Annotated in this window: 19 protein-coding genes; 11 read left to right on the forward strand and 8 right to left on the reverse strand. The window is 70.6% G+C overall.

All coding sequences use genetic code 11. From position 1 onward, the window contains the following. Positions 1-63 precede the first annotated feature (63 nt). Positions 64-726, forward strand: a complete 663-nt coding sequence (locus tag ABEA24_RS10180; RefSeq protein ID WP_345430432.1) for a DUF6461 domain-containing protein — start codon at positions 64-66, stop codon at positions 724-726. A 74-nt stretch (positions 727-800) separates the two neighbouring features. Here ABEA24_RS10180 and ABEA24_RS10185 read toward each other — a convergent pair whose 3' ends face one another. Both ABEA24_RS10185 and ABEA24_RS10190 read right to left on the reverse strand, forming a co-directional pair. After that, positions 801-2,063: an MFS transporter gene (locus tag ABEA24_RS10185; protein WP_345430433.1), complete on the reverse strand. Its 1,263-nt coding sequence runs from the start codon at positions 2,061-2,063 to the stop codon at positions 801-803. A gap of 496 nt (positions 2,064-2,559) precedes the next feature. Then, a complete protein-coding gene (locus ABEA24_RS10190; RefSeq protein WP_345430434.1) occupies positions 2,560-2,910 on the reverse strand; it encodes a hypothetical protein in 351 nt (116 codons plus the stop codon). Between the two features lie 103 nt (positions 2,911-3,013). On the opposite strand from ABEA24_RS10190, the gene ABEA24_RS10195 reads away from it, so the two are divergent. After that, positions 3,014-3,586 (forward strand): TetR/AcrR family transcriptional regulator, encoded by a 573-nt coding sequence (locus ABEA24_RS10195; RefSeq protein ID WP_345430435.1) that lies wholly within the window; start codon positions 3,014-3,016, stop codon positions 3,584-3,586. Here the strand turns inward: ABEA24_RS10195 and ABEA24_RS10200 are convergent. Next, entirely contained in the window at positions 3,579-4,367 is a 789-nt protein-coding gene (locus ABEA24_RS10200; protein WP_345430436.1) for an enoyl-CoA hydratase/isomerase family protein, read from the reverse strand. The genes ABEA24_RS10195 and ABEA24_RS10200 overlap by 8 nt on opposite strands. 119 nt (positions 4,368-4,486) lie before the next feature. Next, positions 4,487-5,215 carry a gamma-glutamyl-gamma-aminobutyrate hydrolase family protein gene (locus tag ABEA24_RS10205; protein ID WP_345430437.1) on the reverse strand — a complete coding sequence of 243 codons (729 nt, stop codon included), beginning with the start codon at positions 5,213-5,215 and terminating at the stop codon, positions 4,487-4,489. A gap of 477 nt (positions 5,216-5,692) precedes the next feature. Here ABEA24_RS10205 and ABEA24_RS10210 point away from each other — a divergent pair, with 477 nt between their 5' ends. Further along, positions 5,693-6,787, forward strand: coding sequence for a globin domain-containing protein (locus tag ABEA24_RS10210; protein WP_345430637.1), 1,095 nt, complete (start codon positions 5,693-5,695; stop codon positions 6,785-6,787). Between the two features lie 248 nt (positions 6,788-7,035). Here ABEA24_RS10210 and ABEA24_RS10215 read toward each other — a convergent pair whose 3' ends face one another. Then, positions 7,036-7,839, reverse strand: coding sequence for an MmyB family transcriptional regulator (locus ABEA24_RS10215; protein WP_345430438.1), 804 nt, complete (start codon positions 7,837-7,839; stop codon positions 7,036-7,038). A gap of 370 nt (positions 7,840-8,209) precedes the next feature. Here ABEA24_RS10215 and ABEA24_RS10220 point away from each other — a divergent pair, with 370 nt between their 5' ends. The 3 genes from ABEA24_RS10220 to ABEA24_RS10230 all read left to right on the forward strand — a co-directional run bounded on the left by ABEA24_RS10220 (position 8,210) and on the right by ABEA24_RS10230 (position 11,435). Continuing rightward, a complete protein-coding gene (locus tag ABEA24_RS10220) occupies positions 8,210-9,397 on the forward strand; it encodes an ROK family transcriptional regulator (RefSeq protein WP_345430439.1) in 1,188 nt (395 codons plus the stop codon). 167 nt (positions 9,398-9,564) lie between these two features. Further along, positions 9,565-10,941 carry a glucosylglycerate hydrolase gene (gene ggh, locus ABEA24_RS10225; RefSeq protein ID WP_345430440.1) on the forward strand — a complete coding sequence of 459 codons (1,377 nt, stop codon included), beginning with the start codon at positions 9,565-9,567 and terminating at the stop codon, positions 10,939-10,941. 98 nt (positions 10,942-11,039) lie between these two features. Then, on the forward strand, positions 11,040-11,435 hold the full coding sequence (locus ABEA24_RS10230; protein ID WP_345430441.1) for a PaaI family thioesterase: 396 nt from the start codon (positions 11,040-11,042) through the stop codon (positions 11,433-11,435). 9 nt (positions 11,436-11,444) lie between these two features. On the opposite strand, the gene thyX is transcribed toward ABEA24_RS10230, so the two are convergent. Then, entirely contained in the window at positions 11,445-12,242 is a 798-nt protein-coding gene (thyX, locus tag ABEA24_RS10235; RefSeq protein WP_345430442.1) for an FAD-dependent thymidylate synthase, read from the reverse strand. A gap of 96 nt (positions 12,243-12,338) precedes the next feature. Between thyX and ABEA24_RS10240 the strand changes: the two genes are divergently transcribed. From ABEA24_RS10240 to ABEA24_RS10255, 4 genes are all read left to right on the forward strand, one after another. After that, a complete protein-coding gene (locus tag ABEA24_RS10240) occupies positions 12,339-12,842 on the forward strand; it encodes a hypothetical protein (protein WP_345430443.1) in 504 nt (167 codons plus the stop codon). Beyond that, positions 12,839-14,863 carry a molybdopterin-containing oxidoreductase family protein gene (locus tag ABEA24_RS10245; protein WP_345430444.1) on the forward strand — a complete coding sequence of 675 codons (2,025 nt, stop codon included), beginning with the start codon at positions 12,839-12,841 and terminating at the stop codon, positions 14,861-14,863. The genes ABEA24_RS10240 and ABEA24_RS10245 overlap by 4 nt, the downstream gene beginning before the upstream one ends. Before the next feature lie 86 nt (positions 14,864-14,949). Next, on the forward strand, positions 14,950-15,093 hold the full coding sequence (locus ABEA24_RS10250) for a hypothetical protein (RefSeq protein ID WP_345430445.1): 144 nt from the start codon (positions 14,950-14,952) through the stop codon (positions 15,091-15,093). Between the two features lie 54 nt (positions 15,094-15,147). Next, positions 15,148-15,816 carry a hypothetical protein gene (locus tag ABEA24_RS10255; protein WP_345430446.1) on the forward strand — a complete coding sequence of 223 codons (669 nt, stop codon included), beginning with the start codon at positions 15,148-15,150 and terminating at the stop codon, positions 15,814-15,816. Positions 15,817-15,967: 151 nt separating this feature from the next. Here the strand turns inward: ABEA24_RS10255 and ABEA24_RS10260 are convergent, their stop codons facing one another. Beyond that, positions 15,968-16,336 carry a winged helix-turn-helix transcriptional regulator gene (locus ABEA24_RS10260; protein WP_345430447.1) on the reverse strand — a complete coding sequence of 123 codons (369 nt, stop codon included), beginning with the start codon at positions 16,334-16,336 and terminating at the stop codon, positions 15,968-15,970. Between the two features lie 77 nt (positions 16,337-16,413). On the opposite strand from ABEA24_RS10260, the gene ABEA24_RS10265 reads away from it, so the two are divergent. Next, positions 16,414-17,058, forward strand: coding sequence for a carboxymuconolactone decarboxylase family protein (locus ABEA24_RS10265; RefSeq protein ID WP_345430448.1), 645 nt, complete (start codon positions 16,414-16,416; stop codon positions 17,056-17,058). Between the two features lies 1 nt (position 17,059). Here ABEA24_RS10265 and ABEA24_RS10270 read toward each other — a convergent pair whose 3' ends face one another. Further along, on the reverse strand, positions 17,060-17,872 hold the full coding sequence (locus tag ABEA24_RS10270; RefSeq protein WP_345430449.1) for an alpha/beta fold hydrolase: 813 nt from the start codon (positions 17,870-17,872) through the stop codon (positions 17,060-17,062). Between the last annotated feature and the right edge of the window lie 22 nt (positions 17,873-17,894).

Here is a 17,894-nt window from a genome sequence, read left to right on the forward strand (position 1 = left end):
ACGTCGGCCCGAAGGCTGGTCGATCTTGGCTGATTGTCGGCACGGCCTGTCACCATGGCCCGCATGGCGACAACCGGCCTCTTGGCCCCGTTCCAGTGGCTCAACGTGCCCGAGAACGAGGGTGGCGGCCCACTGGACGTGATCTTCAGCGTGGCCTTCTTCCACGGGCTCGACCCGGCGGAGGTGGTGCGCCGCTTCAGTTGCGGCGAGGACTCCGGCCAAGAGTCGGACTTCGGCGAACTCAACGAGAAGGCCGACGAGTTCGTCAACGAGACCGCAGGCGGGGATGGCGGCGGCTACGTAGGCGTCTTCCAGGCCGGCGAGTGGTGCGTGGCCATTGAGCCCTACGGCTGGATGGTCACGCTCCACGAGGTGGTGACCAAGCTGTCACGGGGTTGCGAGGTGCTGGCGGTCACCCGGCACGACTACGCCGCCGAGCACAGCTTCGAGTACGCGATCGATGGCACGATCATCACCGGCTACCGGCTGCGGCACCCGTACGAGCGTTACGGCTCCGACCCTGACCGGCTCAACGGGTTCATGCTGGAGCTGGGCATGGGGCTGGACAAGCCGGAGAATGAGGCCGCGTGGGACGCCGCCTGGGAGGACAACTACGACACCGCCGTACCAAGGGGCTTCGCCCTGGCGGCGAAGGTCACCGGGGTGCCGTTCACGCCGGACATGCTCGGCCGCCCGATGCTGATGGGGCCTATCGTGGAAAGATGATCACCTTCTCGGCGGCGACGGCACCGTGAGTCTGTGGAGTGGTGACGGAGGGCGATGGCCTGAGTCCTGGGGCCTCAGACCTGCAGTTGAGTAACAGTGCTTCCTGCCAACGGTCTCGGTGACCTCGGTGCTGTTGCGCCAGGCGGGACATATCCGGGGGCAGGAACGGCGGGGGGCTTGCCGCCGTGCTGGAAGAAGCGTGCCGTGGTCACCAGGATCAGGGCGAGGACGGCGGGTACCGCGTAGGCGATCCGGAAGTGGCCCGTCGCCCCCAGGCCTCCGCTCGCGCCGGCTCCGACGAGAACGCCGACGTAGTTGAAGACGTTGAGCCGGGCCAGCACCGTCTCGGGGGCGCCGGGCCGCAGCCGGCCGGCGGAGGCGACGCACAACGGGGTGAGAGCAGCGGTCCCCAGGCCCGCGCAGCATGCCGCGACGACCGCGTACGGCCAGCTCGGGGCCGCTGCCAGACCGGCCAGGGCGGCGGCCGCGAGCAGGGTGGCACCGCGGACCACCGCCACCGGCCCGACCCGGCGGACCATGCGGTCGGCGCTCGCCCGGCCGGTCACCGTGCCCGCCTGGTAGGCCGCGTATGCGAGCGGCGCGGCCGCCAGGGACGCGGCGAGGGTCTGGTGAAGGTAGGCGGTCGACCATGCCGAGACCGTGGAGTCGACGACGTAGGCGACGAGGAGAACGACACCGAAGGGGACCAGCCGCGCCCACACCCGCCGGCCCAGGACCTCCTGAGCGGCCGCCGGACTGTCGCCGGACGAGGAGAGTGCGGGCGGGAGGACATGGGGCCGGACGGTCAGCGCCAGGAGGGCCACGAGCGCGGCGTGCGCGGTCAGGACGTACTCGACCGGCCAGCCCAGCCGGGAGACGCCCGCCGTCAGCAGCGCGGCCGCCACGCCCGCGGCGCTCCAGGCGGCGTAGAAGGAGGAGAGGATGCTGCGCCCGTAGTGGCGTTCGACGGTGGCCGCGCGGGTGTTGACGGACACGTCGATGGCGCCCAGGGCCAACCCGAAGAGAACATAGGCCGCCGAGGCGGCGAGCCGGCCAGGTGCCCACGCCACGGACAGCAGGGCCGCGGCCGCGGTCAGCACCGCCGCGCGCATGACGGCGACGGGACCCGAGCGGCGCACGGCGGCCAGGCCCGCGAAACTGCCGGCGCCCGCGGCCAGCGTCAGGACGATCGTGAGCGCGGTCATCGCCAGGGACGACAGCCCCAGATGACTCTCCACGGCGGGCGCGGTGGTGGACACGGCGGCCACCGCCACGCCCTGGGCGGCGAACACGGTGGCCGTGACGCGACGGGCTCCGGCGAGCGGGCCACTTCTCACGGACCGAGGCGGAGCCGTCGCTCCGACGGATGCGGTCATGGGGGCCCTCTTCCTGTCACGGACCGTGGACGGGCCGGCGTGCGCGAAGGAATACGGACCGGCACGACGGAGGACACCGACGGCCACACGGAGGACCCTGGCGGCCAGGAGCGGATGGCCCGGGCGGTGCCTCAGGAGACCGGCTCACCACCAGCCGAGCGGCAAGGTCCACCGGCCCGCGCCGTGCCAGGCCGGTCAACGGGCTGGCCGCTGGAGCCCCCTTTGTGGCCGCACAGGCCAGTCCGCGGGTGCTTGCACGCTGCCTAGATTCCCCCCACGCCGAACGTGGCGACGAGAGGAGGTTGACTCGTGAAGGAGTCCGAATTCGACACGTGCAAGAGGAAGACTGCCTCACCGGAGATCTGGGCTTTGCCCTATTCCGATGTTTTTGCTGGTCAGGGCCGCGCGGCCGGGGATCGGGGGGATGACCCCGGCCGCGCGGCGGTCCATGGGGCGCTCAGCGCCGATCGGTGACCTTCATGATCTGCCATAGCTCCTCGCGGAGCCGGTCACGACAGACACGGTACTGCGCCCAGTCGCCGCCGAAGGCTTTCATTACGACATATTCCTCGTCATCGCTGGTCTTCCGTACCGGCCGGGAATGGTGCACGGCATCGTGCATCTCACTCCACAGGCGGTCGCGCCAGGCGCGATAGAGCTCCATGTCGCCGCCGAACTTGGCCTCCACCAGCAGCTTCTCCTCGCGGATGTCCCAGTCGGCGAGGTCGGTTCCGTGGCGGCGCGGCTCGTGCGTGGTGACCGCGCGGGACACCGGGCGGTCATGCTTGCCCGGGGGCCACACCTTCATGACGTCCATCTCCTCGTTCTTGCCGACACCAAGAAGGACGCATCAGACCGCCGCTCGGATGACAAGGATGTTCGCGCGCTGTCGTCTCTGAGAGTCTGGAGGCATGCAGCAACCCCGTCGGCTCCGCGAAGACCTGCTCGACGCTGCCGCCAGATTGATCATCGAGCGCGGGTTCCGGCGGGTCCGGATGCAGGACGTCGCGGACGCGGTGGGGGTCAGCCGGCAGACGGTGTACAACGAGTTCGGCGACAAGTGGGGGCTGGCTCAGGCGCTGACCCTGCGGGAGAACGAGCGGTATCTCGACGGCGTCGACACGGCGCTGTCCGACCATGCCGACCTGTACTCGGCGGTCGCGGCCGCGGTGTCGTACACGCTGCGGACCGCCGCCGACGACCCGTTGAAGAAGGCGACGCTGACCGGTGAGGGCAGCGAGGACCTGCTCCCCCTGATGACCACGCGCGCGGAGCCGGTGCTGTTCGCCGCGCGGGAGCGCATCGTCAGCCATGCCGTACGCCAGTGGCCGCAGCTCGACGCGGCGGAGGTGACCGAGCTCGCCGACGCGGTCATCCGCCTGACGATGAGTCACGTCATGCTGCCGACGGATCCGGCCGAGGTCGTCGCCGAGCGCCTGGCGCGGCTCGTCGCCCGCTACCTGAGCCTGCCCGCGCCTAGCTGAAGCGCGGCGGGCGTTTCTCGCGCAGGGCGCGGACGCCCTCGCGCAGGTCGGGGCCGCCGAAACCGTAGAACTCCAGGGCCAGCGACGCGTCGAACGCGGGACCGGCCATGCGCAGCCAGTTGTTCAGGGCGTACTTCGTGAACCCGATCGCCTGGGCGGCCCCGTCGGCGAGCCGTCCGGCGATCTCCAGGGACTTCTCGTGGACGGCGTCGTCGTCGACGCAGAGACTGACGAGGCCGATGCGCTCGGCCTCCTCACCGGTGAGCGGCTCGCAGAGCAGGAGGTGGTACTTGGCCTTGGCCATGCCGCACAGCAGCGGCCAGACGACGGCGGCGTGGTCGCCGGCTGCCACGCCGAGGCGCGTGTGGCCGTCGATGATCTTCGCGGTGCGGCCCGCGACCGAGATGTCGGCGAGCAGGGCGACGGCCAGGCCCGCGCCGACGGCGGGTCCCTGGATCGCGCTCACGATCGGTTTGCCGCAGTTGAGGACGTTGTAGACGATGTCGCGGGCCTCGCGCAGGACCCGGGAACGGACCTCGTAGTCCGCCATCATGTCCTCGATCATGGCGAGGTCGCCGCCCGCGGAGAAGGCGGTGCCCGCTCCTCGCACGACGATGGCGCGCACCTCGTCGTCGGCGTCGGCGTCGCGCCAGATCTGGGCGAGTTCGCGATGGCCGGTCGCGTCGACGGCGTTGAGCCGTTCGGGGGCGCTGATCGTCACCCGGAGCACGCCCTCGCGCGCCCAGTCGATCCGTAGCCGCTCGTACGCCTCATAGCTCATCGGTCCGACCTCCGCGTCAGGCTGGCCCGAGCCTATCGGGAAGATCGAAAGCCGTCGCGTCCGGCCGGGCCGGGCACCGGGCCCTCCCGCTTCAGCCGGTGGTTCGCCGAGCGGAGGGCTCAGAGGCGGCCTTCGGTCGCGGCGTGCACGAACGCCTCGAAGAGGCGGGGGTCGTCGCTCTCCTCGGGATGCCACTGCACGCCGACGCCGAACCGGTGCCCCTGCAACTCCACCGCCTCGACGACCTGGTCCTCGGTCCAGGCGACGGCGACGAGCCCCTTGCCGAGGCGCTTGACGGCCTGGTGATGGCGTGTCGGCACCTCAACCTGCTCGCCGAGGATCCGGCCCAGGATGCTGGAGGAGCCGATCTGGACGCGGTGGGCGCCCACTCGGCCGGAGGCCGGGGCGTGAGCGTCTCCGCCGACGACGTCGGGCAGGTGCTGGACCAGGCTTCCTCCTTGGAGGACGTTGAGCGCCTGCATGCCGCGCCCGATCGCGAGGAAGGGCAGGTCGCTCTCGATGGCGGTGCGCAGCAGGGCGAGTTCGAACCGGTCGCGTTGCGGCTGCGGCGCGCCGGTCCGCTCGTGCCGTCCCTCGCCGTAGAGGCCGGGGTCGAGGTCGGCGCCGCCCGCGATGACGAGGCCGTCGAGGCGTTCGACGTGTACCGAGACGGCGGCGCGGGTGGACGGCGGGACGAGCACGGGGACGGCCCGTACGCGTTCCAGCGCGCGAAGGTACGACACGGGCAGCAGCGCCGCCTCGCGTACCCAGTCGCTCCAGCGCGCGGGCTCCAGGTCGGTGGTGATTCCGATGAGCGCGGGCCCCGTGCCGTACGTCGCCCCTGCCATCCCGGGGCCTCCTCCCGAACGCCTGCGGCGATGTCGTTGTTGCTCTGGGTCATCATGGCGCATGACGGAGCCGGTGGACGGCCGCTCGTGACGCGTGGCGCGCCCAGCCTGCCCGACTCCTCGACGCCCGACCGCGTACGGCCGGGCATGGGGAGTCGCGGGGAACATCCTTCCGTACTCAGGGGAGATCAGAAGTAGAGATTTCTTCAAACCCGTAGATATTTCTTCTAACCCTCCCCGTATGCAGCCAGGCGTATGGCCTAGTCGATTTCATACCGATCGGTATGCGTGATTCACTGGCAATCACTCTCCGATTACACGTAATCCGCATTCGATTACTGTTCGTACATCTCGGAATTGGCCCTCTCCAAGAGGTTGATGTTCTCCCTGGTGAGATGCGAAACTCGCTGTACGGGGGCGCGTGGTAACGAGTGACGGGAACAGGCCGTGAAATCCGTGGAGTCGCTGAAACCTGAGGTGATCAAGGAAATCTACGCCCTCATCGAGCCGTACGCAGAAAAGAGCATTTCATATTTTTACGGACGGCTCTTCGCGGAGAACCCACGGCTTCGCGCGCTTTTTCCGCCGGGCATGGCCGGACAGCGAGAACGGATGTTCCGCGCCCTCTCCCAGATCAGCGGGAGCCTCGACAGCCCGGACACATTCACCGGCTTCCTGTCCCGGCTCGGGCGGGATCATCGCAAGTACGGCATCAGCCCCGCGCACTACGAGGCGATGGGCCGGGCGATGCTGGCGACGTTCCGCGCGTACGTGCGCGAGGCGTGGACGGAGGAGATGGAGGCGGCCTGGACGGCGATGTTCGCGACGGCGACCGCGATCATGATCCAGGCGGCCGAGGAGGACGCCGAGCACACGCCGCCCTGGTGGATCGGGGAGGTCGTCGAGCACGAGCGGCGCGCCCCGGACATCGCGGTGCTCACCGTACGGCCGAGCCAGCCGCTGCCATACCGCGCGGGGCAGTACGTCACCGTTCAGGCCGCCCGCTGGCCCCGGGTCTGGCGGCCGTACTCGATCGCCAACGCCCCGGGTGACGACGGGCTGCTGCGCTTCCATGTGCGGGCGCTCCCGGCCGGCTGGGTCAGCGGGGCGCTCGTCCGCCACACCGCGGTGGGTGACGCGCTCCTGCTCGGGCGGGCGGCGGGTTCGATGGTGCTCGACACCGAGTCCGATCGCGACATCCTGTGCGTGGCGGGCGGCACCGGGCTCGGCCCGCTGAAGGCCCTCGCGGAGGAGGCGCTCCGGCCCGCGGGAGAGCGCGAGGTCCGGCTGGTCGTCGGCGCCCGCACCCCGGCCGAGCTGTACGACCTGCCCGCGCTCCGGGCGCTCGCCGAGCGGCACACGCGGCTCACGGTGGTGCCCGTCGTCTCGGAGGACCCCGAGTTCGACGGCGTACGAGGGCTCGTGTCGGACGTCCTCGGCCGTTTCCAGGACCGGTCGGGCCACGACGTGTACGTTGCCGGACCGGCCGGCATGGTCTCGCGCACCGTGACGAACCTGCAGGAGCTGGGCGTCCCGGCCGAGCGGATCCACTACGACGCACCGGACCGCTGACCGGGAGCCCACCAGCGCCGACCGCGAGTCGCCGGCCCACCTGCTCGACATCGCTGACTCGCGAGCGCCCGCCGATGCCGACGGCGAGCCCGTCGACATCGCCGGTCTACGCGCCGGGCCACTGACCCGCGCCGCCGGTCCACGCGCCCGACACCGCTGACCGCGAACCCGCCGACTCTCCCAAGCGCGCCGACTCCGACGCCGACCGCGAGCCCAGCGACGACGCCGAGCCCGCCGACGTCGGCGGTCTACGCGCCCGACTCGGCGCGCTCGCGCAGCACCGCCGCCGTCTCGTCGTCCGCCGGGAAGAACGCCTCGATGGCGAGCTCGGCGAGGGTGACGTCGGCCGCCGCGCCGAACGTCGTCACCGTGCTGAAGAAGCTCAGCACCCGGTCGCCGTACCGGAGCATCGTGGGCAGGGCGATGTCGTGCGCGGGCTCGTGGGCGGCGTCCTCGTCGACGTCGGGACCGTAGGCCTTCGTCTCCTCGTGCAGCGCGGCGAGATCCGGGTCGCCGGTGAGCGACACCTGGCGGGCCATCCGGGCGACCAGATGCGCCCGCACCTCGGGCAGGTTGACCACGCGGGCCGACAACCCCTTCGGGTGCAGGGCGAGCCGGTGGATGTTGACCGGCGGCCGGACCAGTTCCTCGGGCACGTCCTCCAGGAACAGCATGGCGGCGTTGTTGGCCATCACCAGGTTCCAGAACCGGTCCACCACGATCGCGGGGTACGGCTCGTGCCCGTCGAGGACCCGGACGAGGGCTTGACGCGCCGGGCCCATCTCCGGGGCGTCGATCGAGCGCTGCGCGTACACGGGCGCGTACCCCGCCGCGATGAGCAGGTCGTTGCGCTCGCGCAGCGGCACTTCGAGGCGCTCGGCCAGGCGCAGGACCATCTCCCGGCTGGGATGCGAGCGCCCCGTCTCGACGAAGCTGAGGTGGCGGGTGGAGACGTCGGCCTCGAGGGCGAGCTCCAGCTGACTGAGCCGGCGGCGGCGACGCCAGTCGCGCAGCAGATCGCCGACGGGTCGCGTGAGTGTGGCGGTGACCATGATGATCAGACGCTATCCGGCGCGGCCGCCTTCCGGCGATTACCTGTGAGGTAGTCGACACGATGACGCGACCCCCGGCGGCGGACCGCGAGACCCGACCGGCGCGGTGGGTCGACGACGCGGCAGGCCGACGGATCGTCGGCGGGCCCCGGACCGGACCGGCGCGGCAGATCGTCGCTACCACGGCGAGACCCGACCGGCGTGGTGGGTCGACGATGCTGCAGGCCCGCGGATCGTCGCCGCCACCGCGGGACCCGGGCGACGCGGCGGGTGGGCGGCTCGTGGGAAAATCCGGGTACGGCGCATCTCGCCCGCGGTGATGTGACTCGCCCGGGCCCGGCGCGCGCCGCCGAGGGGAGGAGTCGACGGCATGCCGAACGTCAGCGCGCCCTCGGCCGGGCACCTCCTGCGGTTCATCAGGTCCGGTGCGGCGCGCACCCGCCGCGATCTCATGGAGCTGACCGGTCTGGCCCGCTCCACGGTCGCGCAGCGCGTGGACCAGTTGGTGAGCGCCGGTTACGTGCGCGAGGGCGGCGTCGACGCCTCGACCGGAGGCCGCCGCCCCAGTCTCCTGGAGATCAACGAAGGGTCCGCCGTGGTTCTCGCCGCGGATCTGGGGGCGACGCACGGCCGGGTCGCGGTGACGGACCTCGCCGGCCGGGCGCTCGGCGAGACCACCGGCCGCATGCTCAGCTCCGAGGGGCCGGAGAAGGCCCTCGCCTGGGTGACGGCCCGGTTCCGGGATCTTCTCGCCGACTGCGGCCGGTCCGTCGCCGAGGTGTGCGGCGTGGGCGTCGGCCTGCCGAGCCCGGTGGACGTGCGCACCGGCCGCACGGTCCAGACCCCGATCGCCCCGGGGTGGGAGCGGTACGACATTCCGGCCGCGATCGCCGCCGAGTTCCCCGGTCCGGTCATGCTGGACAACGACGCCAATGTCATGGCGCTCGGCGAGTACACCGCCGCGGGCCCTGACGCGCCGCCGGTCCTTCTCGTCAAGGTGGCGACCGGCATCGGCGCCGGGATCGTGGAGGACGGCCGCGTGCTGCGCGGCGTCGGCGGCGCGGCGGGCGAGATCGGACACGTCCGGGTGCCGGGCCGAGACGACGCGGTGTGCTCCTGCGGGCGCCACGGCTGTCTCGCCGCGGTGGCGAGCGGCGCGGCGCTGGCGCGCGAACTGGCCGCGTACGACCCGTCGGTCCGCGACTCCTCCGACGTCGCCCGGCTGGCGCTGGCCGGCCACCCGGAGGCGGTGCGGCTGACGCGGGAGGCCGGGCGGGCGCTCGGGGAGGTCCTGGCGGTGGTCGTGAGCGTGGTGAACCCCGGTTCCCTGATCATCTCCGGGTCGCTGGCGGGCGCCGGGGAGCACCTGGTGGGAGAGATCCGCGAGACCGTGTTCCGGGGAGTGCAGTACCGCTCGACGCGCGGGCTGCAGATCGGCGAGGGGCACCTGGGTTCGCGCGCCGGCGTGGTCGGCGCGGCGTCCATGGTCATCGACCGGGTCTTCTCCCCCGAGGTCGTCGATGCCCGGATCGCCGCCGCGGAGTCTCTGCGCGCCTGACCGGGCCGACGTTTCCGGTCGATTACGAAAGTTACACAGCGGTTACAGAGCCGCCACTTGTCATGCCCCGAGCGACGGCGCAGGATCGACGTAGGCGACTATGTCTATGATCATGGACGAAGTTGCCATCATGCCGGACAAAGTTCCCTGGTGCGGAGATAAGCGAGATGACGGACAGCGAGAGACCGGGACACGAACGCCATCGGCTCTGGGTGGTGAACCGGCTGAGCCGCGCCGAGGTCGCCGAACGGGCGGCGGAGGTGCTGCGCGGCAACGACCGGGGACTCCACACCGTCGCGGCACCCCGGCTCTACCCGCACATGTGGAGCTGGGACGCCGCCTTCATCGCCATCGGCCTGGCGCGGATGTCGGCGAGCCGCGCGCTGACCGAGCTCGAGACGCTGTTCGCCGCGCAGTGGCGCAACGGCATGGTCCCGCACATCGTCTTCTCCGCCAACGCACCGCTGTACGAGCCGGGCCCGGACCGGTGGGCGTCGAAGGAGACCTCACCCCACGCGCCGGACCACGCCGCGACCAGCGGGCTGATCCAGCCGCCGGTCCACGCGCTCGCCCTGCGCCGCATCCTCGACGCGGTGCGGAACACCGACGCCGCCGGGCGGCGCGACGTCATCGCCCGGATCCGCATCCTGTGGCCGAAGCTGCTCACCTGGCACCGCTACCTGGCGGACCACCGCGACGCGGACGGCCGGGGACTGCTGATGATCTACCACGGCGGGGAGAGCGGGATGGACAACTCCCCCCGCTGGGACACCCCCTACGCCGACGTCGTCCCCGATCCGGGGTTCCGGCCGTTCCGCCGCTCCGACCTGGCGGCCCTGGGCGAGCAGTCGCAGCGCCCGACCGACGCGGACTACGTCAAGTACCAGTGGCTGATCGAAGAGCTCCGGCAGGCGCGCTACGACGACGAACTCGCCCGCAAGTCCCTCAGCTTCCGGGTCGCCGACGTGTTCGCCAGCGCGATCTTCGCGGTCGCGAACGAGGATCTCGCGCAGGTCGCCGAGGAGCTCGGCCTGGGAGCCGTCGACGAGCTGCGCGGATACGCCGAGCGGTTCCGACGCGGCGTGCTCGGCACGACCGACGACGACGGGTTCGCCGCCGACGTCGACCTGCGCACGGACACGGCCCTGCGCACGAAGACCATCGCCGGGTTCGCGCCGCTCCTGTCCGGCGGGCTGGATCCGGAGCACCGGCGCCGCCTGGTGGACCTGCTGCTCTCCCCCGCCTGGTGTGGGAACCCGGACCTCGCCTATCCCCTGCCCCCGAGCACCAGCCCGGAGGCGCCCGAGTTCGACGCCGCGCGGTACTGGCGCGGCCCGCAGTGGCCGCCGATGAACCTGCTGATCATCTGGGGCCTGGAGCGCTCCGGGGAGCACGACGCGGCGGAACGGCTCCGCGAGGCGGCTCTCTATCAGCTCACCGACGGCGTCTTCGCGGAGTACTACGACCCGTTCACGGCGCACCCGCTGGGCAGCAGGCCCCAATCCTGGAGCGCCGCCGTCGCCCTCGACCTCGCCGCCGGCTGACGGCCGATCACCCTGCCGGGTCGCGATCGCGGCGGCAGCCGACCGTCGATTACCAGGCGGGTAATGGACATCGCTACCGCCGTCGGCAGACTGTCGTCATGATCTCTCCTGACGAGCTCCTGGCCGCCATGCCGTTCGCCGGGACCACCGGTCTGGTGATCGAGTCGGCGTCCGCCGAGGAGGTCACCGGCCGGCTCCCCTGGGCGCCGGAGCGCTGCACCGCCGGCGGTGCCATGCACGGCGGCGCCCTCATCACGCTCGCCGACAGCGTCGGCGCCGCCTGTGCCTTCCTCAACCTCCCGCCGGGCGCGAACACCACCACGGTCGAAACGAGCACGCGGTTCTTCCGTGGCGTGCGGAGCGGCGAGGTACGAGCCGTGGCCCGGCCGCTGCACACGGGCCGGACGACCATCGTCGTGCAGACCGACCTGTACGACACCGAAGGCCGCCGCGTCGCCCAGACGACCCAGACCCAGGCCGTCCTGACCGGCTGACCTACCTGCTCAGACCTTGCGCCACTGGGGGACCCAGGCGCCGTCCTCGACGGTGTAGTCGCCGAACAGGGACGGCGCCTCCTTGCGCATGAGCTCCGCCACCTTGCCGAAGACCAGGCGGATCTCCTCTTCGGCGCCCGCCGCCGTACGGGCCTCGATCACGTGCCGGATCGTACGGACGTTCGCCGTCCAGACGAGACCCGTGCCGACGCCCTCCGGGGCGAAGCGGCGCATGAAGCTGGTCTTGTGCTTCTTCTCCTTGAACGGCACGCCCTCGTCGTCGAGACCGAAGTGCCCGGTCATCCACCCCTGGAACTCCTCCAGCTGGTCGAGGACGGCCGTGGCGCGCTTCATCAGCTCGGCGTCGGCCCGCGCCCACTCGGGGAACCAGAACGGGATCTCCTGGAGCCTTACGTAGCGCAGCGACTCCTGCGAGATGGCCACGCCGGGCCGATGTCTGGCGAGCTCATGGGTGAGCACCCTGCTGACGTTGTGCAGGACGAAGGAGAAGCTGACGTGCTCCAGCACCGAGCCGTGCAGGCTCCGGAGGATGTTCTCCAGGTACGCCGCCTGGTCGGTGCGGACCCGCGTGACGTTCGGGTTCAGGCCGGGCTCCCAGGAGCGGTAGCACAGCCGTCCGGCGAACTCCGCGAGGTTCTCCGGGTCGTTCAGCTCCGCGTCGAGATCACCGCGGTCGAGTCGCTCCAGCCAGCTCTCGCCCCCGACCTCGGCGAGGTAGCGCGCCACCTCGTCGTAGTCGAACTCGGGACGTGCGACCAGGTAGACCTCGGGTTCAACGCTCTTCATGACGCCCAAGCCTAGTGGCTGACCGGGTAATGGACGTCTTATCCGAACACTCCTGACAGGTATAACTGATGTCGAGCACCTGCCCCAGGAGGAGCCGTGACCGAGACCACGATCACCAGGACCGGCGCCCATCGACCCCGGCCGATCGGCTTCCTGAAGCTGCACGAGTCGGCCGGCTGGCGGCTGAAGTTCTACGGCATCGCCGCGGACGGCGAGGGCCCCAGGCCCGAGGTGGTGAGGACCGCCGAGCTGCTGGTCCCCACAGCGCTGCCGAGCCCGGGGGCGCACAGCGGCGGCGACGACCCGTACGACATCGACCGGTACGGCGTCGGCTTCGTCATCGTCCACGACGCCGTCGACTACGCCTTCGTCCTCTACCACTGGTGGGCCGGGGAGAACGAGGTCCACCAGCGCATCTTCTCCGCGCTGCCGAACCGCCTCGGCGCCATGCGGCCGCACCCGACGCCCGCCATCGGATCCGTACGGGAGCTCGCGGTCACCGACTTCGAGCGGCGTGCCTGGCTGGAGAATGTCCTCAAGAACGCCGACGGCGCCGACGTCGAGGCCTATCTGGCCGAGCACTTCGAGGGAGAGGTTTGAACAAGGTCTGGGGCGCGTGCCCGCTGGACTGCCCGGACGCGTGCTCCTGGGTGGTGAGCGTCGAGGACGGCGAGGCCGTGGGCATGCGCGGCAATCCGGCCCACCCGGTGACCCGCGGGGCGCTCTGCGTCAAGGTCAACCGGTACCTCGAGCAGACCCGCGCCGAGGACCGGATCCTGCATCCGCTACGCCGTGTCGGGCGCAAGGGCGAGGGCCGGTTCGAGCGGATCAGCTGGGACGAGGCCCTCGACGAGATCGCCTCGAGGCTCGGTGAGATCCGGGAGACGTACGGCGGGCAGGCGATCTGGCCGTTCCACGGCACCGGGTCCCTCGGCTACATCCAGGGCCTCGAAGGGTTCGCCGGCCGCCGGTTCTTCAACGTACTCGGCGCGTCGATCCATGACCCGACGATCTGCTCCATCGCGGGCAGCAGAGGTCTGAAGTACACCCTGGGCACGGCCGGCGGCATGGACCCGGAGGACTTCGCCCGCTCGAAGCTGATCCTGCTGTGGGGCACCAACCCGCTGACCAGCGGCCACCACGTGTGGAAGTTCATCCAGGACGCCCGACGCGACGGCGCGTACGTCGTCGCGATCGACCCGGTGCGCACCCGCTCGGCGGCGCAGGCCGACGAGCACCTGGCCCCGCTGCCCGGCACGGACGCGGCCCTGGCCCTCGGGCTGATGCACGTGATCGTACGGATGGGGGCGCACGACCAGGAGTTCATCGACCGGCACACGCTCGGGTGGGAGGAGTTCCGGGCGCGGATCGAGGAGTTCCCGCCGGACCGCGTCGCGGAGATCACCGGCCTGCCGGAGGAGCGGATCGTCGCGCTCGCCGAGCGGATCGCCCGGACCCGCCCCACCGCGATCCGCGCCACGCAGGGCATGCAGCGGCACGCGGGCGGCGGCATGGCGCTGCGCACGCTCGCCTGCCTGCCGGGCGTGACCGGCGACTGGGCGCTGCCCGGCGGCGGCCTGTGCTACTCGACGAGCGGGCACTTCAAGCTGAACCTCCCGGGGCTGGTGCGGATCGATCTGCTGCCGCACCCGGTCCGGACCCTGTCGATGACGCGGCTCGGTGAGGGCCTGCTCGACGTGGACGGCCCGCCGGTCAAGGCGCTGTTCGTCATCGCCGCGAACCCGGTCGGCAGCAACCCGCACCAGACCAAGGTGCGCCGGGGTCTCGCCCGCGAGGACCTGTTCACCGTCGTGCTGGAGCACTTCCCGACCGACACGACCGACTACGCCGACATCGTGCTGCCCGCCACGATGCAGACCGAGCACCTGGACGTGATCGCCGGGTACGGCCACCTGTACCTGGTGTGGAACGAGCCCGCGGTCGCGCCGCCGGGCGAGTGCCTGTCCACCTCGGAGACGTTCCGCCGCCTCGCGCGCCGGATGGACCTGACCGAGCCGAGCCTGTACGACTCCGACGAGGACCTCGCGCGGCAGCTCATCGACTTCCCGCACCCGTCGCTCGCCGGGATCACCGTGGAGACGCTGCGCAAGCAGGGGTTCGCCCGGCTGAACGTCGCCCGGCCGTTCCTGCCGTTCGCCGACGGGTTCCCGACGACGTCGGGCCGGCTGGAGTTCTACTCGACACGCGCGACGCGCGTCGGGCTCGACCCGCTGCCCGGCTACACCCCGCCCGCCGATCCCGGCGACGGGCTCGTCCTCATCTCCGCGGCGTCGCACCACTTCCTCAACACGACGTTCGGCAACAACCCGGAACTGCGACGGCGGTCGGGCGCCCCGACGGTCACCGTGCACCCGGACGACGCCGCCGCACGCGGCATAACCGACGGAGCGCGCATCCGGGTGTCGAACGCCCGCGGTTCGTTCGAGGCCGTCGCCCAGGTGTCCGACCGCGTACGGCCCGGAGTGGCGGCGACGTCGAAGGGGCACTGGGCGAAGTTCAACGGCGGCGCGACGGTCAACGCGACCATCGACGAGCGCGACTCCGACATGGGCGGCGGCGCCGTCTTCCACGACAACCGCGTCGAGATACACGCAATATAACGGATTTGGCCAAGACGATTCCGAAATAGCGCGTTTCGCGACTGATCAATTTGCGAGGATGGCAATCCCAGCCTAAATTTCCGGCCATGCCGTCACTCGAACACGAAGCACTCGCCATGCTCTTCGGCAACCGTCCCGACCTCGCAGCGGAAATCCTCCGAGATGCGTTAAAAGTTCCGATTCCAGCCTACGACAAAGCGCTGATCGAGTCGGGCGACCTCACCGAATAGCATCCGGCCGAATACCGTGCCGACAGGGTCATCACCTACGAGTCCGGCGACCCCGTGCTGGCCGTGGTGTTCGAAGTGCAGCGCAAGCGCGACCCGGAGAAGCGGTGGAGCTGGCCGGTGTACATCGCCGGCCTGCGCGCCCGGAAGCGCTGCCCCGTGATCCTTCTCGTCATGTGCGTCAGCGCGACCGTGGCCGATTGGTGTGCGCAGCCCATCGATCTGGGGCACCCCGGCTTGACGCTCACGCCGCTGGTGCTCAAGCCCGACGCCGTGCCCGTGGTGACCGACCGACAGGAGGCCATACGCTCTCCAGAGCTCGCGACGCTGTCGGCCGTGGCACACGGTACGGGGCCCTATCGGCGGGAGGTGTTCAATGCCCTGCTCTCGGGAGCCGCTGCCATCGATGACGAGCGCGCGAAACTGTACATTGACATCGTGTGCGCGATTCTTCCTCAGATCGCGAAGCAGGAGCTGGAGGAAATGATGTTGAGCGGAACGTACGAGTACAAAAGCGACTTTGCGCGTAGGTACGTCGCTCAGGGCAAGGCCGAGGGCAAAGCTGAAGGAGAGGCGACGGCGATACTCAAGGTGCTCGCGGCGCGCGGCATTCCGGTCTCCGATGAGGCTCGAGGGCGCATCATGGGGTGCACCGATCTCACCGTGCTCGAAGCCTGGGTGGAGCGGGCCGCCACCGTCGACTCGATCGACGCGATGTTCGACTGAGGCCATGTGTCGGCCGGGTGAACGCCTCGACGGTCGTCGCCGGCGGGCCAGGTCTGCTCGGTCACGATCGCGGTCGGGCTCCCGCCGTCCCCGTCCCGCAGACACGCGTGCACGATGGTGACCGGCGAATCGTTCCGGCGACGGCGGCCGTTCACGTGAGCGGCCGCTGCTGCATGCGGGTCGCCCAGCGGTCGGCCCAGTGGTGGAGTCGCGTCAGGTCGGTGGCGAGGTCCTGGCCATCGGGGGTCAGGGCGTAGCCGCGTTCCGTGCGGTGGACGATCCCCGCCTCACCGAGTTCGGCGAGGCGTTGGGCGAGCACGCTGGAGGAGACGCCATCGCATCGCTGCTGGAGCCCGCGGAACGTGGGCCCAGGGGTCTGCGCGAGCTCCCAGATGATGCGCAGGGTCCATCGGTGGCCGAGCAGATCGAGCAGGGCCATGATCGGCCGTCCCGTTGCCGAGCCACGGACCGGCCGGCCTGGCAGCGGTGTCGCCGAGCGGTCGTCTGAGTCGCGGGCCATCCCTGTCCTTGCCAACGAAGAGTGCTTGATCGGCTGCGTGCTTCTACTTTCGAAGCACTCATGTTAGCGTCCTTCGCGTGCCTCGTTTTTCGAAGCAGACGCTGGTGCCGCGTCTCACGCCTGTCGAACCTCCCTACGACCCCGAAACCGCCCAGGCCCTCCGAGCGCTGGGCCCGCCCCTCGCCCTGTTCCGGATCTTCGCCCGGCGGCCGGAGCGGGCCGAGGGCATCCGCCAGTGGGGGCGGTACTACATGTCACGCCGATCAGCGCTGTCGTTGCGCCATCGCGAGCTGGTGATCGACCGGACGACCGCCCGCTGCGGAGCCGAATACGAATGGGGCATCCACATCGCGCTCTTCGCGGACAAGGTCGGCCTCGACGCCGAGCAGATCCGTTCCCTCGTCACCGGGACTCCGGACGACGCCTGCTGGACCGAACCGGCCGACCGCGCGGTGATCCGTGCCGTGGACGGGCTGTACGGCGCGGGCGACCTGGCGGACGACCAGTGGCAGGAGCTGATCGCCGCGGTCGGCAGCGAGGCGGCGGTCGACCTTCTGCTGGTCTGCGGGTGGTACCACGCGATCTCGTTCGTCGCACGCGCCTTGCGCCTGCCACCCGAGCCCGGTACACCGGCCTTCTCCGACTATCGGCGCCCACGCCCCAACGAGCGCGACTCCGAAGACGCGCTCACGGACGCCACTGGACAGACCCCGGTCCTCTAGATCACGGTGCGTGATGTTCGAGGAATTCGCGGAGTCGGTCGGCGAACTCGGTGGGGTGGGTGGCGAAGCCGACGTGGCCGCCGGGGAGTTCGATCAGTTTCCGGTCGAGTAGGGCGCCGAGTTCCGCGGTGGCCCGGTAACAGGGGCGTCCTTGCGATTGGTGTCCGGCGGCCGGAATGACCTGGCCGGCGTGACGCTTGAGGGTGTCCAGGTCGAAGGCGATGGCGGGGTACTGGCGTAGCTCGTGTTCGAACCAGTAGGTGGCGTTGGCTCGGACGCGCGGGTTGCTGAGGTCCATTGCGCGGGCCATGGCGTAGCCATCCGAGGCGACGAAGGTTCGCTCGCGGAACAGGGTCATCGCCGGTGCGATGCCTGAGCTGCGGTACAGGTCGTAGATCTGGTGGAAGAAGTCGATCCAGTGCTGCCCGTCGTGCAGTAGCCGCAATGCCGGCGGCTCGTACGGGACGAGATGGCCGACCGCTTCGGGGTGCCGTGTCAGCAGGTGCAAGGCGATGAGAGCGCCGGAGCTGGTGCCGAATACGATCGCGGTCCGGTGGCCGGTGTGTTCGATGAGACGGCGGGCGTCGTCGGCGTCGGTGTCGAGGCGACGAGAGTAGTCCTGGGGACCGTCGAGTGAGCTGCGGGAGAATCCGCGCCGGTCGTAGGTGACCACGGTGAAGTGGGCCGTCAGGTGCTCGGCGAGTGCCGTGAACGGGCGGGCGTCGCCGCTGGCTCCGGGGATCAGGAGGAGCAACGGGCCGCTGCCCCGGATGTCGTAGTAGAGCTTTGCGCCGGGCACGTCAACGATGTCCATGGGTTCCTCGCAAGGGGGTCGC

The sequence above is a fragment of the Actinoallomurus vinaceus genome, assembly GCF_039542055.1.
GTDB lineage: Bacteria > Actinomycetota > Actinomycetes > Streptosporangiales > Streptosporangiaceae > Actinoallomurus > Actinoallomurus vinaceus.